The sequence below is a fragment of the Paenibacillus sp. JSM ZJ436 genome, assembly GCF_044383795.1.
Taxonomy (GTDB): Bacteria; Bacillota; Bacilli; order Paenibacillales; family Paenibacillaceae; genus Paenibacillus_AQ; species Paenibacillus_AQ algicola.
This window is the reverse complement of the sequence record NZ_JBISEO010000003.1, coordinates 363,739-376,909: the sequence shown is the minus strand read 5'-3', so window position 1 is coordinate 376,909 and position 13,171 is coordinate 363,739. Positions and strand designations below refer to the sequence as shown.

The following is a 13,171-nucleotide window of genomic DNA, read 5'->3' as shown; positions in this document are numbered from 1 at the left end:
CCTGTACAATCACCAAGGGATATATGTCTCCATATGATAAATCACATGCAAATGTTCAGACAGAGCCTGTCGTCTGCGCATCAGACATCAAGTTGTTGTCGGAAGGAGATCCATGATGTCCAAAACCAAGCTGCCGGTACAGCTCATTACCACCAGCACCCTGCCGGAGAACCATATCCGGCTTGGCGAGAGGCTGATCAAGTCACTTCGAATTCCCACAGATCAGTCCCTCACGCTTGAGTTCGGCTCCTTCAGACAGGAGATCCGTATTGTACCCGGCAAAAAACTATACGCCATTCGCATCAGCCCCTCCTTGTCCCAAGCCGCCGGTCTGCTGCCTGGAACGGTAGTGAGCGCAGCGTATCGCGCCGCCGATCATGTGTTAAAGCTTGGACCTGTCCTTGGCGTGATGATCGGCCGCTATGACCCCAAGGACCGGGAGAAGCCGTTCGGGTCCATTTCATCCTTTTGCATGGAAATGATACATGCCAGCCGCAAGCTGGGCGCATTCGTTTACTTTTTCACACCGGACATGATCGGCACCGGCTCCCAGTCGCTTCAAGGCATCTGGTATGACCGGGGCTGGAAAAAGGGTCCCGTTCCGCTGCCTGACGTCATCAACAACCGGCTCGCTACGCGGAAACTGGAGAATAGTCCTAGCGTACAGCATTTCATGAAAGAAGTAAAATCACGCTATCGCACTCCGGTATTCAATGAAAAATTCCTGGATAAGTCCGAGGTGTTTGAGGCGCTGGCCGCCGATGAACGCTTGAAAAGGTATTTGCCTGAGTCCTATTTGCTGAAGAGCTATCCCACGCTGAAAAAAATGTGCAGCTCCTATCCGGTCGTGTTCCTGAAGCCGGTTCGCGGCAGCTTGGGCAAGGGCATCATCCGCATCACGCTGGAGCCAGACGGCAGCTGCCACACGCTGACCACCTCCCTTGAAGGCACCATACGCCGTCAATACAGCTCTTTGAAGAAGCTGTACAGCGGGTTGTCAGGGAAGCTGGCGAAAGAGCGGTATCAGATCCAGCAGGGATTAAATCTGATTCGTAATCAGAAGAAAAACGTCGATTTCCGGGCCCTCGTTCACAAAAATATGAAGGGCAAATGGAGCGTAACCTCCATCGTCGGGCGGATTGCAGGCGGAAATCATTTCGTGTCCAATCTGGCCCGCGGCGGAACACTGTCCACAGTCAAGGAGGCTTTGGCCGGCAGCAGCCTGTCAGCAGCCTTCAAGAACCAGCTGCCTGCCAAAATGGAGCAAGCCGCGCTGGAGATCGCCAAGGGCGTCGAGACGTATATTCCCTATCATTTCGGGGAGCTTGGCATTGATCTCGCTGTCGATACGTCCGGCCGGATCTGGCTGCTGGAGGTGAACTCCAAGCCGTCCAAGAGCGATGATGCGCCGCTGAACAATGAAGACAAGGTGCGGCCTTCCGCTATGAGACTTCTGCAGTACTCCCAGTATTTAAGCGGCTTTCAATAAGGAGGTGGCGGGATTGACAACAAGCATCGGAACGCTCGGTATTATGGTTAGCCGAAAGAAGGGCTCTCCCCCCTTCTCGGATCGGGAATTTCTGAAGCAGCTTTGCCTGTCTGCCCGCCGCTTAGAGCTTCAAGCGTACGTCTTCTGCGCAGACAGCTATGAATTGTCAGACTCTCTAAAGCGCGATCGCTTCAAATCCATCAAGGGGTATGCTGTGCAGGACCATGAATGGATAGAAGGCTTTTTTCCAGTGCCGGAGCTGATCTTTGACCGCTGTCTGTCCGGCAATGCCCGGGAAGCACAGCACGCAGCGGCCGTCGTACAGGAGGCGGAGCAGACCCAGCGTATACTGTGGTCGCGCAGGCTGCCTGGCAAATGGAGGATATACGAACGGCTGAAGCAATGCCCTCACCTCTCCGCGGCTCTCCCGCTGACGCTGAGATATACGGGGCCCGCCTCGCTCCGGAATGCCTTGCACCGCTTTCAGGGAGACGTATTTATGAAGCCCAGCGCCGGATCTCACGGCAGCCATACGCTCTATATCCATCAAGAAGGCGCACACGCCGTACTAAAGGGGCGCACCCGAGATAATGTGCCGTTCAGACACCGCACTCATGCTGCCTCGCTGCCTGGCTGGGTCTTCCAATTTACCGGGCACCGGAGCTTTGTGATGCAGCCGTTTCTGCAGCTGACCAGTGCCGATGGAAGACCGTTCGATATTCGCGTGCTCGTACAAAAGAACGGCCAGGGCCGCTGGTGCCTGACCGGCTCTGCACTGCGGGAAGGCAGCTCTGAAGGCCTCACCTCCAATCTCCACGGAGGAGGCAGAGCAGCACAGGTGCTGCCTGGCCTGATATCTCGATTCGGCTCGGCGGCTTCAGCCGGGATCATGGACACCATCCATCACCTCAGCGAGCTGATCCCTCCCGATCTGGAAGAGGGATTTGGACGCCTGGGCGAGCTCGGGATCGATTTCGGCGTAGACGCTAAGGGCACAGTCTGGCTGCTGGAGGTTAACTCCAAGCCGGGACGGCGCGTGTTTACCCAGACAGGTGATACCGGGGCAGCGGAGCAGTCTGTCATGAACCCTCTCCGGTATGCCCGTTATTTACTGCTTCGACAACTTAGGAGGGTTAATCCATGAGTTTGACTTTCAGTAACGTTCATTTCTCACAGCAGCCCGAGAAAGCAGTATTCATGTCCGGCTCGCTCCTGAGAAGCATGGGACTTACAGGAAAAAAACAGATACAGCTTCATGTCGGCACGGACTATATCTCCGTTCCGCTGAAATCCATCGAACGATCCGGGAAGCATCTGTATTTAAGCTCCGGCCTGCGGAGCCAGGTCCGCGTGCCCCGCTCCGGGGGAGCCTATGTTCACACACCGCGCGAAGGCCAGCTTCATCTGGGTCCGGTGGTAGGCGTGCTCTCTGACGGCTCTTCGGCGCCCGGCAGCCCTTTTGGCTCCAGAACCGGCTATATCAAGCAGCTGCTGCGCGAAGGCGGCAAGAAAATGTATGTGTATGCCTTCTCTCCCAAGGACATTAACTGGCAAAAGGAAACCGTGTATGCCTATGTGCTCAGCGCCGGAGGTCAATTCGTGCGCAAGACGGTGCCGCTGCCAGACGTAGTGTACAACCGGCTGCCCAGCCGGAAAACGGACTTCTCCAATGCGACCAATCAGCTTCGGGAGCGCTTCTTGAAGAGAAATATCGTCTTTTTTAACTGGGCGTTCTTCAATAAATCCGATATTTACAACCTGCTGGAGAACGATCCCCAGGCCGGGAGATATGTGCCCGAAACGTACAACAGCCCGGGCACAGAACGGATCCGGGATATGATGGACCGTCACCGCTTTGTGTACTACAAGCCTTCGGCCGGAAGTCTGGGCAACGGTATTTACCGGCTTACGCATCAGCCGAAGAAGGGGTATTTTGCACGGTACAGCAGCTCTGGAGGAAACACCCTGCTGAAATTCCCGAGCTTCTCCAGCCTGATGAAGATGCTCCAAAGCAAGCATGGTCCGGCGCTCAAGCACTATGTCATTCAGCAGGGCATCCGGCTGATCGAGATTGACGACTGTCCGATCGACTTTCGCTTTCACATGCACAAGAATGCCAAGAACCGCTGGAGCGTCGTCGGCATCGGGGCGAAAAAGGCCGGCCGCGGCAGCGTAACTACCCACATCAAGAACGGAGGCTCCCTCATGACGCCGGAGCAGGCTCTCTCCCGTGTATTCGGCTCCCGTTCCCGGGACGTGCTGGAGCGCGCCAAGCAGGCCGCCATCGCGCTCGCCGAGGCGATCGAGAATCATCATGCCCATGTGCTCGGGGAGATCGGCTTTGATATCGGCATCGACGAGGATGAGAAGATCTGGATGTTCGAGGCGAACTCCAAGCCGGGCCGTTCGATCTTTGCGCATCCGCTGCTGAAATCGGAGGGTAAGGCATCGGTGGAGCATATTTTTGAGCACAGTCTGTATCTCAGCGGCTTCCTGCGGGGGAATGACTCATGATCAGCCGCAGTCCGGAAGCCGCCAAGCCTGTCGTTGCCATTCTGACCATGTCCGATCCTTACCGGATGTTTCGAGGCAACCGCCATAATTTTCAGGACATTATCAGGACCGGAAGAGACATGGGATTTGAGGTTTATGTGCTAACCGTCAAGGATCTTGATCTTGATTCGCCGGTCCTGCGGGGCTTTATCCCTGCCGGGGACCAGACCTGGGAACAGAAGCTGTTCCCTTTCCCCCGGGTGATCTACAACCGGATTCCGGCGCGGGAGGATGAGGCGAAGCCGAAGGTGACCCGCAAGATCAAGGCCTGTCTCCGCCACCCCCGGCTGGAGCTGTATAACCCTTATTTTTTCAACAAAAGAGAGCTGTTTGACTGGCTCAATCATTCCCGCCAGACTCGCCAATGGGCACCTGCCACCAAGAAGCTGAAGGGGTTCTCCTCTCTCTGCGACATGATCAAGAGCCACCCCTACCTGTACTTAAAGCCGGAAGAGGGGAAGGCGGGACACGGCATCATGAGATTGAAGCATCAAAGCAGCAAGGCGCTGCCGTATCGTCTGCAAATCCAGAACAACCGGGGCAGCACCACGTATAAAGCCGCTACACTGGAACGACTCTGGCAAAGAGTCTATAAGGAGACAACCGGAGAGCCGTACCTGATCCAGCAGGGCATCGAGCTAGCTGCACTTCACGGCCGGCCCTTTGACCTGCGGCTCTTGGTCCAGAAGGCGGAGCACGGCTCCTTCAGCGTCACCGGCATCGGCGCCAGAATGGCCGGCGCAGATAGCATCACAACCCACGTGCCGCGCGGCGGCTCGATTGAGGATCCCGAGAAGCTGCTGACTGCGGTGTTCGGACCGGAGCGAAGCCAGGACATTCTGGGCCGAGTGCGCAATGCCGCTGTGCAGATCGCGAAGCAGATCGAGAAGGGCTCGGAGTATCAGCTTGGCGAAATGTCGATGGATCTCGGGATTGATACCTCCGGGAGCTTATGGTTTTTTGAAGCGAACGCCAGGCCGATGAAATTCGATGAGCCTAACATTCGGAAGCGGTCGCTGGAACGTATTTTTAAATATTGTCATTATCTGATAGGACATCGTTCCTGATTTTTTGCACCTGGAAGGAGCCTTCATCTGTGGAATTAATCTCTCTTGTACCGCACCGGAAGGCTGATTGGCCTTCTATCCGTCGTCACTGCTGTCAGTTTATGCTCCGCTATGCAGGCCAAAGAACCTGGACCAAGGAAATCCGGGTTCTGGAGCAATTGAAATATGAGGAACTGCAAGAGCCCGGGACCTCTCTGCTGGGGGTCACAGTGAGAGGGGAGGAAGGCCTCACCGTGGTCGGTGTGCTGTTCACCGCCCGCTGCGGGGAGCAGGCGGTTCTCCTGGCCGTCCATCCGTTATATCGCAGGCGCAGGCTGGGCACTGCCCTCCTCCAAGCCCAGCAGAAGCTCCATGGCAGGATCACTTGCCAAGTGCCGCTCCTGCATGCTGCCGCCCTGAGGCTGTGCTTTCAGGCCGGCATGACCGCCATCGGGATGACCCGGGATGCCGAGACGTCGCGTTCCTGCCTATTGTTCCGCTGGCCCGAGGTACCTCTGGCTCCGGGGAAAGAACCACAATCCACGCAAGTAGGTGATTGGCTGTGTCTAAGCCCGTCTTAGGTATTCTTACCTTATATTTAAATGAGCGAAAGAAGCTGGAAGAAGCTGCAGTCTATGAGAAGATGATTGTCGAAGGCCGGGAGCTGGGGCTGGATGTGTTCGTCTTTACGCCTGCGGATGTGCAGGGAGGCATGGTAAACGCGCTGGTATATCTCCCTTCACATGGCCGGTGGACTCGGCAGCGCCGCCCTCTCCCAGCAATGATCTATGACCGGTCCCGGATTCAAAAAAGTGCGCGATTTCAGCAGCTGCTCCGCTTCCGCTCCAAATACGGGCATCTGCTGTACCTCAATCGTCCGCTGCGGAACAAATGGACGGTACACCAGGACCTTTATACGCTGAAGCGATTCCGGCCGCATCTGCCGGACACTCGTCTGGTCAAGGGGCTCGGGGATGTAAAGCGGATGCTGCAGCGCCACCCTGCCGTCTACCTCAAGCCGATTAACGGCACAGGAGGACGAGGGATTTTGCGCATAGCCCGCGCCAGCACAGCCAGCACAGCCTATGACGTCCGGGGACGTAACACGAAACGGGCCATTATCTCTCCGCGCAAGGTGCCTGCTGCCACACTGGGCTCGTTTCTCTCCGGATGGGGCGTTTCCGGTCATTATTTGGTGCAGGAGGCTATTGCACTGGAGCTGCCTAACGGCAGAGTCCATGATTACCGCATGCTTGTGCAGAAGAACGGCTACGGGGAGTGGCAGGTCACCGGCTGTGTTGGCCGGGTCGGCGCCTTAAACAGCATTACCTCCAATCTGCATGGCGGCGGACGTGCAATGCCCATGAATGAGCTGCTGGACGAATGGATTGCAGACCCTTCCAAGCGGAACCATATTCATGCGGAGGCCAGCCGCCTCGGCATCGATGTGTCACGCTTTCTGGAGGAGCGCTACGGAGCGCTGTGTGAGCTGGCTCTGGACCTTGCAATCGACCGCGAAGGCCGAATCCTCCTGCTGGAGGTCAATCCGAAGCCAGCCAGAGAGGTGTTCTCCCAGATCGGTGATAAGGAGGCCTACCGAACGGCTCTCACCCGGCCGCTGGAATATGCGCTCTGGCTGCACGATCGGCGAAAAGCCAAGTCAGCAGGCCTGATCTAGCTGAGAAACCAGCAAGGCCGCCCGGCAGGATCTTCTCTGATCCTGCCGGACGGCCTTGCTTATTGCAGCTTAGGATGGATCTTCTGCCTGGTCATACAGCCTGATCAGATCCGGGAAAGCTGTAATCATCGCATCGGAGCCTTTCAGCTCCTGCTCCCCACCAAAGCCGGCATATTGACAGCCGATTACCGTTTGTCCATTCTCCTTGCCTGCTTCTACGTCCGACGAGCGGTCTCCCACCATCCAGGCACGCTCAATGCCGTGATTGCTCAGCAGCAGCGCAACCAGATCCACCTTGCTGGACGTTTCATGCTCCCCGGCGCTGTACAGGCCCTCGAATAACGGAGCCAGCTGGCGTGCTTTGACAATACCCTTGACGTAGTCCTCCAGGCCATTGCTTGCCACGAACAGCCGGACTCCGCGCTGCTTGAGCTCTGCTAACGTCTCCGTGACCCCCGGATACAGGGCCGCCTCTTCGTTCTGCAGGCCTTCCAGCTCCAGCTGAAGCAGCAGCTCGTCCGCCCGGCGGTGAGCCTCCGGTGTTCCATTCGGGATCACCCGTTTCCAAATATCCTCCAGCAGCATGCCCAGGCTGCCCAGCATTAGCTGCTCATCCGGCGTCTCTCCCTGGTGATGCCCTTCTGCTCTCAGTGTATCAAACAGCTTGTGATACGCCGGCCGCAGCAAGGTCTCCGTCTGAAATAACGTGCCATCCATATCAAAAATCATAGCTTCCGGCTTAACAAGCCTCTCCGTAGTACTCACATTCATCCATCCCTTCGTCATCACCGCTCTACCAGCAGCTGCTCCCTGAATTCCTCTGCTTCCCATCATAAAGGAAGGATGGAAAGGTAGCAAACAGAAAAGGCTTGCTATTGAAGTCCTTTAATCTTCTTTAAATTGGAATGAAACCAATGATAAACATTATTTATTTAATTTTGTTTACGTTAACATTTTAGTTGATTCTTTCTTCCAGTTAACACTATAATAATAAGGTTGTAAAATTAATCCATTACAAGGAGGTCCGTTTGTTGTTTACTTCTATTCGTTTCGACGAAGACTCTATTTATAAGTCCTCTCCTTCTAGCCTTGCTTTAGTCTGGAACCAGCTTCGGCCAAAGCAATGGAGTAAAAACCTGCTCCTATTTGCGGCCTTAATCTTTTCAATTAATAAAGTAGATTTTATGCAGATCGCCTACTCTATTATAGGATTTTTAATTTTCTGTGTAATTTCCAGTACAGTGTATATCATTAATGATTTCGTAGATCGCGATGCCGATCGCGCTCATCCAGTCAAGCGACATCGTCCTATGGCTTCTGGCAGACTGAATCCGGTGGTCGCTTTGTCGGTAGGGACGGTCCTGTTTTTATTGTCCTTGCTCATTTCATTTCTGCTGAACCCCTTATTTATGGTCATTGCGATAACATACTTTGTTATTAATGTTTCGTACTCGCTCTATTTGAAGCATATTGTCATTTTAGATTTGATGCTTATCGCATCCGGATTTGTGCTGAGAGCCATAGCTGGAGGTGTCATTATCTCAGTATCGTTAACCCCTTGGTTTCTTCTCTGCACGCTTTTGCTATCTCTCTTTCTGGCTATTGGCAAAAGAAGACATGAGCTCATTTTACTTCAAGATGGGGTCAGTGCTCACCGAAAGGTACTAGAAAGCTATTCGGTATCCTTGCTGGATCAATTTTCTAACATTGTTACGGCTGCAACTGTCCTTAGTTACTCCTTATTTACGTTTACCTCTAGCCATACCGTTTACTTGATGCTAACGATTCCTTTTGTCATCTACGGCATGTTTCGATATTTGTATCTGATTCAAATAAGGAATCTGGGAGGATCTCCTGAGCACATCCTTTTAGAGGACAAGCCGATTTTAATTACCGTCGTTATGTATTCACTGTGTGTCGTCATCATTCTATTGCTGAAAGATTCAGGGTACATACAATGACTAAGACTAAGTTTGCCTTCTGGGATGTGGATCATACTTTTTTACGTGGTGACTCAATGCTGCTTTTTTTACAGTATGGACTCTGGAAGAGGCCTTGGACTTTTTATCGCATGTTGCCTATATTCTGGAAAGCCCTTCAGTTCAAATTAGGGTTTATTACCGCGGAGGAGGCCAAGCCGTCCTTTTTCTATGCCATGTCCGCGTTGTCTGAGGAAGACTTAGAGCACTTCTTTGACACAAAACTGTATCCGCGGATTTGTCAGGACGCCTATCAGGAAATTCGCCGTTTGAAATCAGAAGATTACATCGTTGTGCTTGTCTCTGCTTCACCGCATGTCTATCTGAAATACTTTAAGAAGCTCCCTGAAATTGATGAGGTCCTTGCTACAAAGCTAACGCTTACGGAGAACTCCTATATACCATGCATCGAAGGCAGAAACTGTTACGGTGAGGAGAAGGTCGCCCAGATTCATCGCTTTCTTGAACGCCGCGGACAAACCATTGATTATGAGCATTCATGCGCCTATTCCGATTCTATATCCGATATGCCTATGTTCACACTAGTGCATCACCGATATTTGGTGCGGGGACAGCACCCTGAATTGGAGCCTGTGAAGTGGAAGAAGGAAAGTCGATTACATCCTCATATAGGCAAAATATGGATGGTGACTTCAGCGTTAATGACAGCCACAGGCCAGTTATTCTGGACGTGGGGAGCAGAGAGTATTTTTTACTTAGGATTAGGCTTTCTTTGTTATGGAGGGGGAGCGATTTTTATGATTAGAGGCCTATCGTTAGAAAAGCTTTCCGTAGCTTATCCAATGATGTGTCTTAGTTACGTATTTGCCATCGGCTACGGATACTGGATTTTACATGAACCTATAACGTTGAACAAGCTGATCGCGTTAATATTAATCGTTAGCGGGGTGTTTCTACTCTCACATGAGCGTTAATCTGAACATAACTATGCTCCTCATGCTATGTCTTATGACTTTGCTGGGCTCCTCCGGTGCGGCTTTGTTTAAGGTCTTCTCCATCCATAAAAAAAGTAGGTTTTTACTGTTCGGCATCCTGGTTTACGGATTTGGAGCATGGATCAATATTTATTTGCTGCAGATTTTACCTTATACGATTGTTGTGCCTGCCAACGCCCTGACTTTTTTATGGACACTGATTATTGCTAAATATGTGTTTGGAGAACGCATTGCAGTTGTGAACGTAGCAGGCGTTATCTGCATTGGTGCCGGGATCTGGTTCTTGGTACAGTGACACAAGATCTAACACTACCATTTTCTAAAGAATGAGGTTGATTTATAGCATGATGTCTTATTGGTTTCAGGACAAAACGGACAACAAAACGGCTTTTGCTCTTTTCCTTCTCTTTGCAACTGCATACATCACCATAAATGTTCCTTACTTGCTGTTTATGGATCGTTATGCGGAGTTAGTATCTGCTTCCAATCCATTCTATGGTGCAAAATTCGGACTGAACCTGTTTAACTTTGATCCTGCCATGTATTTCGGGTATGATAATATTTCTGTCATCCATCCTTACATCAATATCATTGCGGGTCCACTTAGTGAACTGGCAAACAGCGGCTTAGGAAATCGTTTTTTTCTGATCCTTCAATCTATATTAAATGCAGCAAGCACAGCTCTTTTATTCTACATCCTGCGTCGCAGTGGCGGCACACGGCGGATTTCATTTCTCATTGCATGTCTGTTCGGGATCAGCTCCTATTCCTTGTTTTCCTCATTCATTCCGGATTCGTATGCGTATGCTCAGTTTGGACTTCTAATTTCTGTATTTTTCCTGCAATACTACCAAGAACGCAAGCTTTATCCGATATGGCCATTAGCCGCACTGGGAGCTTTAAACTTCGGGATCACAGCTACTAATGTAATTCCTTATGCTGGCGCAGTCATCCTGGAGCAAATCGAACGCAAATCTCGAACCGCTATCAAAACTCTGTCTCTTATTCTTGGTGCTTTTATGATTATTTGCCTGGCTCTCGCACTGGTTCAGCTTCTGATGCCAAGAGGTGTTACGTGGGTCTCCTCGTTCTGGGGCGGCTTAGTCAACGGCGGATTCAATTATATTGCCTTTTTCTCTGTTACCGAACATTGGAAAGCAATCTATCTGCTAGGCGTGAACCCTCTCCTGACCCCGGAGATCGCATTGATTAATGCCAAATCTGCTGCGATTGCTACTGACTTATCACAGCCCTATCCAATATACGTATCTATCTTCGGATTCAGCTTTCTAATCTTGACTTTGTTCGGGTGGATTCGAGGCTTCCGAGAAAAGAGAGCCTGGGCCATCGTACCTGTTCTATTTATAGGTTTTTCCATATTTCTTCATCTTGTTGTAGGATACGGATTAGCCACCTTTGAATATGACTTATACCTGTATGCAGGCCATTACTGGTTCGCATGTTTCCTGCTGCTGTCCATGGGCATTCAATCCGTCCGCCAGCCCTGGATTCGCAAGGGTATCGTAGGTTTCTTAGTGATCATGCTGCTGGTGAGCACTCTGCATAACCTCATCCATCACCGTGAAACTTTAAGAAATATTGAAGAAATTTATGTTCATGAAATGAAGTAGCACGAGAAGGGTAATAATCCTCAACCGCCAATGTCAGACTCTAACGGAAGGAGGATTCTATGTTTTTTAGCTCGTGGAATGATCTGCTGCGAATTGTAATCATCGGGGTGCTGTCTTATCTCTCGCTGATCCTCATGGTTCGGATATCCGGCAAGCGTACGCTTTCCAAAATGAACGCCTTTGATTTTACTGTATCTGTCGCTGTCGGCTCCAGCTTCTCGACGGTCATCCTGAATAAGGACATTACGCTCGCAGAAGGGCTTACCGCTTTTCTCGTGTTGATCGGGATGCAGTATTTGCTCGCCTGGTGCGCTTCAAGAAGCCGCAGGTTTCGCAGGGTGCTGCAATCCTCCCCGGAGCTGGTGTATTACCAGGGACAGTATGTCAACCGAATCATGAAAAAAAACCGTATCGACGAGCACGACATCTATCAGTCTGTACGCTCGGAGGGCGTAACCAACATGAATGAGGTGTATGCGGTCGTGCTGGAGCCGAACGGAAAGCTCTCGGTGCTCCAAAACGCCGAAGCCGAGGATAATTCTATCCTGGAGGAGGCCAAGCCGGGCCATTCCTTCTCTGAATAAAGTGCTTGATACAGCCATAAGCCCAGCTCCGGTGCAGTCATGCCGGAGCTGGGCGGGGCTGTGGATATATGGACTCAAAAAATTTTGCGCGTTGCCCGGTCCTCCTTGATGATCTCCACGGCTTCCCGAAAGCGGATGGCGTGAATCACCTCTCGTTCTCTCAAAAATTTCAGTCCATCCTGAAGATCCACATCGTCGGTCATGTCAATGAGCCATTGGTAAGTGGCGCGAGCCTTCTCCTCGGCTGCAATATCCTCATACAAATCCGCGATGGGATCTCCTTTTGCATTGATATAGCTTGCCGTCCAGGGTACACCTGCTGCATTTTCATAATAAAGCGCCTTGTCGTGGCCCGCATAATGTGCGCCGAGTCCGGCAGCCTTCATCTGCTCTACCGTGGCGTCCTTGGTCAGCTTGTAAACCATAGTGGCAATCATCTCAAGATGAGCAAACTCCTCTGTACCAATATCATTGAGCACACCTATGACGCGATCAGGAATCGTATACCGTTGATTCAAATAGCGCAGGGCTGCCGCCAGTTCCCCATCTGCCCCTCCATACTGTTCAATCAGAAATTTGGCCATCATGGGGTCACACTTGCTGACTCTGACCGGATACTGAAGCTTCTTCTCATAAATCCACATGGAATGAATACCTCCTTGTCATGAGGGACCTGGTTCACACACAGCGGTACCGCCTAAACCTGCCAGGGCCAGGGCGCTTGTGGCCATTGAAACGGATATCTGGAAAAAGAGTGCCCGTAATGGGTGAGCGGACCGTACAGCTCCTCAAACCTTCGAGCCAAAATCATGCGCTCCTGCGCCATTTTATTGTACTGCTCAATGCTTTTTAGATCTCCAGGGTGGGTATCCAGATACAGATTAAGCTCCAGCAGCACGAAATCGACTGCCTGAAGCTGCTCCAGCATCTCGTAATAACAAGCGTCACCCGGCTGCGTCTGGGGCCCTGCTTGTGTCTGGGCTTGCTTTAGGGGAACATCCCCGCGCGAGCTTGCGTCCGTCATGTCCTATTCTCCTTTCCGCTGGCGGGATTCGTAGGGACTGTATAACGAGGGCCATAGTGTGCCATGCTTCAGCGCTTCGGCTGGACTAAACTGAGGCAGATCTGCGGGCTGAAACACCACGTACTGATTAACCGGTACGACATAAGTGCGGCACGGCAGCGGAGGGCAAGGATCAAACGGGCTGCGGTAGGTGATATATTGCCGCTCTTCTCGATTCTTGTGCACGGCTCA

15 protein-coding genes are annotated in these 13,171 nt (G+C 51.9%); 11 read left to right on the top strand and 4 right to left on the bottom strand.

The window, feature by feature from the left end; translation table 11 throughout:
* The first annotated feature begins 115 nt into the window (after positions 1-115).
* The 6 genes from ACH6EH_RS05875 to ACH6EH_RS05850 are packed head-to-tail and all read left to right on the top strand — an operon-like array spanning position 116 to position 6,766.
* Complete coding sequence (locus ACH6EH_RS05875) at positions 116-1,489, top strand: YheC/YheD family endospore coat-associated protein (protein ID WP_208202630.1); 1,374 nt, start codon at positions 116-118, stop codon at positions 1,487-1,489.
* A gap of 13 nt (positions 1,490-1,502) precedes the next feature.
* On the top strand, positions 1,503-2,633 hold the full coding sequence (locus tag ACH6EH_RS05870) for a YheC/YheD family endospore coat-associated protein (protein WP_397331511.1): 1,131 nt from the start codon (positions 1,503-1,505) through the stop codon (positions 2,631-2,633).
* Positions 2,630-4,003, top strand: coding sequence for a YheC/YheD family endospore coat-associated protein (locus ACH6EH_RS05865; RefSeq protein WP_138226437.1), 1,374 nt, complete (start codon positions 2,630-2,632; stop codon positions 4,001-4,003). Before ACH6EH_RS05870 ends, ACH6EH_RS05865 begins: the two co-directional genes overlap by 4 nt.
* Positions 4,000-5,109, top strand: coding sequence for a YheC/YheD family endospore coat-associated protein (locus ACH6EH_RS05860; RefSeq protein ID WP_397331510.1), 1,110 nt, complete (start codon positions 4,000-4,002; stop codon positions 5,107-5,109). The genes ACH6EH_RS05865 and ACH6EH_RS05860 overlap by 4 nt, the downstream gene beginning before the upstream one ends.
* 29 nt (positions 5,110-5,138) lie before the next feature.
* Positions 5,139-5,669: a GNAT family N-acetyltransferase gene (locus ACH6EH_RS05855; RefSeq protein WP_397331509.1), complete on the top strand. Its 531-nt coding sequence runs from the start codon at positions 5,139-5,141 to the stop codon at positions 5,667-5,669.
* Entirely contained in the window at positions 5,651-6,766 is a 1,116-nt protein-coding gene (locus tag ACH6EH_RS05850; protein ID WP_397331508.1) for a YheC/YheD family endospore coat-associated protein, read from the top strand. Before ACH6EH_RS05855 ends, ACH6EH_RS05850 begins: the two co-directional genes overlap by 19 nt.
* 69 nt (positions 6,767-6,835) lie before the next feature.
* On the opposite strand, the gene ACH6EH_RS05845 is transcribed toward ACH6EH_RS05850, so the two are convergent.
* Entirely contained in the window at positions 6,836-7,552 is a 717-nt protein-coding gene (locus ACH6EH_RS05845; RefSeq protein WP_397331553.1) for an HAD family hydrolase, read from the bottom strand.
* Positions 7,553-7,794: 242 nt separating this feature from the next.
* Between ACH6EH_RS05845 and ACH6EH_RS05840 the strand changes: the two genes are divergently transcribed.
* The 5 genes from ACH6EH_RS05840 to ACH6EH_RS05820 are packed head-to-tail and all read left to right on the top strand — an operon-like array spanning position 7,795 to position 11,916.
* The gene (locus tag ACH6EH_RS05840; protein ID WP_397331507.1) at positions 7,795-8,727 is read left to right on the top strand and encodes a decaprenyl-phosphate phosphoribosyltransferase; all 933 of its coding nucleotides are present in this window, start codon (positions 7,795-7,797) and stop codon (positions 8,725-8,727) included.
* Positions 8,724-9,680 (top strand): HAD-IB family hydrolase, encoded by a 957-nt coding sequence (locus ACH6EH_RS05835; protein ID WP_397331506.1) that lies wholly within the window; start codon positions 8,724-8,726, stop codon positions 9,678-9,680. Before ACH6EH_RS05840 ends, ACH6EH_RS05835 begins: the two co-directional genes overlap by 4 nt.
* 34 nt (positions 9,681-9,714) lie before the next feature.
* Positions 9,715-9,996 carry an EamA family transporter gene (locus ACH6EH_RS05830; protein WP_483875079.1) on the top strand — a complete coding sequence of 94 codons (282 nt, stop codon included), beginning with the start codon at positions 9,715-9,717 and terminating at the stop codon, positions 9,994-9,996.
* Positions 9,997-10,045: 49 nt separating this feature from the next.
* Positions 10,046-11,332 carry a hypothetical protein gene (locus tag ACH6EH_RS05825; protein ID WP_397331505.1) on the top strand — a complete coding sequence of 429 codons (1,287 nt, stop codon included), beginning with the start codon at positions 10,046-10,048 and terminating at the stop codon, positions 11,330-11,332.
* 59 nt (positions 11,333-11,391) lie between these two features.
* On the top strand, positions 11,392-11,916 hold the full coding sequence (locus ACH6EH_RS05820; RefSeq protein ID WP_397331504.1) for a DUF421 domain-containing protein: 525 nt from the start codon (positions 11,392-11,394) through the stop codon (positions 11,914-11,916).
* A gap of 74 nt (positions 11,917-11,990) precedes the next feature.
* Here the strand turns inward: ACH6EH_RS05820 and ACH6EH_RS05815 are convergent, their stop codons facing one another.
* From ACH6EH_RS05815 to ACH6EH_RS05805, 3 genes are read right to left on the bottom strand one after another with little or no spacing between them, the layout of a single operon-like run.
* Positions 11,991-12,560 (bottom strand): manganese catalase family protein, encoded by a 570-nt coding sequence (locus ACH6EH_RS05815; RefSeq protein WP_138226444.1) that lies wholly within the window; start codon positions 12,558-12,560, stop codon positions 11,991-11,993.
* A gap of 53 nt (positions 12,561-12,613) precedes the next feature.
* The gene (locus ACH6EH_RS05810) at positions 12,614-12,940 is read right to left on the bottom strand and encodes a spore coat protein CotJB (protein WP_138226445.1); all 327 of its coding nucleotides are present in this window, start codon (positions 12,938-12,940) and stop codon (positions 12,614-12,616) included.
* Positions 12,941-12,943: 3 nt separating this feature from the next.
* Complete coding sequence (locus ACH6EH_RS05805) at positions 12,944-13,165, bottom strand: spore coat associated protein CotJA (protein WP_397331503.1); 222 nt, start codon at positions 13,163-13,165, stop codon at positions 12,944-12,946.
* Positions 13,166-13,171: the final 6 nt, after the last annotated feature.

Bases quoted from the DNA above. Each gene is read 5' to 3' on its own strand.
- ACH6EH_RS05875 (WP_208202630.1), top strand. From the start codon at position 116: ATGTCCAAAACCAAGCTGCCGGTACAGCTCATTACCACCAGCACCCTG.
- ACH6EH_RS05865 (WP_138226437.1), top strand. From the start codon at position 2,630: ATGAGTTTGACTTTCAGTAACGTTCATTTCTCACAGCAGCCCGAGAAA.
- ACH6EH_RS05860 (WP_397331510.1), top strand. From the start codon at position 4,000: ATGATCAGCCGCAGTCCGGAAGCCGCCAAGCCTGTCGTTGCCATTCTG.
- ACH6EH_RS05845 (WP_397331553.1), bottom strand. From the start codon at position 7,552: ATGACGAAGGGATGGATGAATGTGAGTACTACGGAGAGGCTTGTTAAG.
- ACH6EH_RS05835 (WP_397331506.1), top strand. From the start codon at position 8,724: ATGACTAAGACTAAGTTTGCCTTCTGGGATGTGGATCATACTTTTTTA.
- ACH6EH_RS05830 (WP_483875079.1), top strand. From the start codon at position 9,715: ATGACTTTGCTGGGCTCCTCCGGTGCGGCTTTGTTTAAGGTCTTCTCC.
- ACH6EH_RS05825 (WP_397331505.1), top strand. From the start codon at position 10,046: ATGATGTCTTATTGGTTTCAGGACAAAACGGACAACAAAACGGCTTTT.
- ACH6EH_RS05820 (WP_397331504.1), top strand. From the start codon at position 11,392: ATGTTTTTTAGCTCGTGGAATGATCTGCTGCGAATTGTAATCATCGGG.
- ACH6EH_RS05815 (WP_138226444.1), bottom strand. From the start codon at position 12,560: ATGTGGATTTATGAGAAGAAGCTTCAGTATCCGGTCAGAGTCAGCAAG.
- ACH6EH_RS05810 (WP_138226445.1), bottom strand. From the start codon at position 12,940: ATGACGGACGCAAGCTCGCGCGGGGATGTTCCCCTAAAGCAAGCCCAG.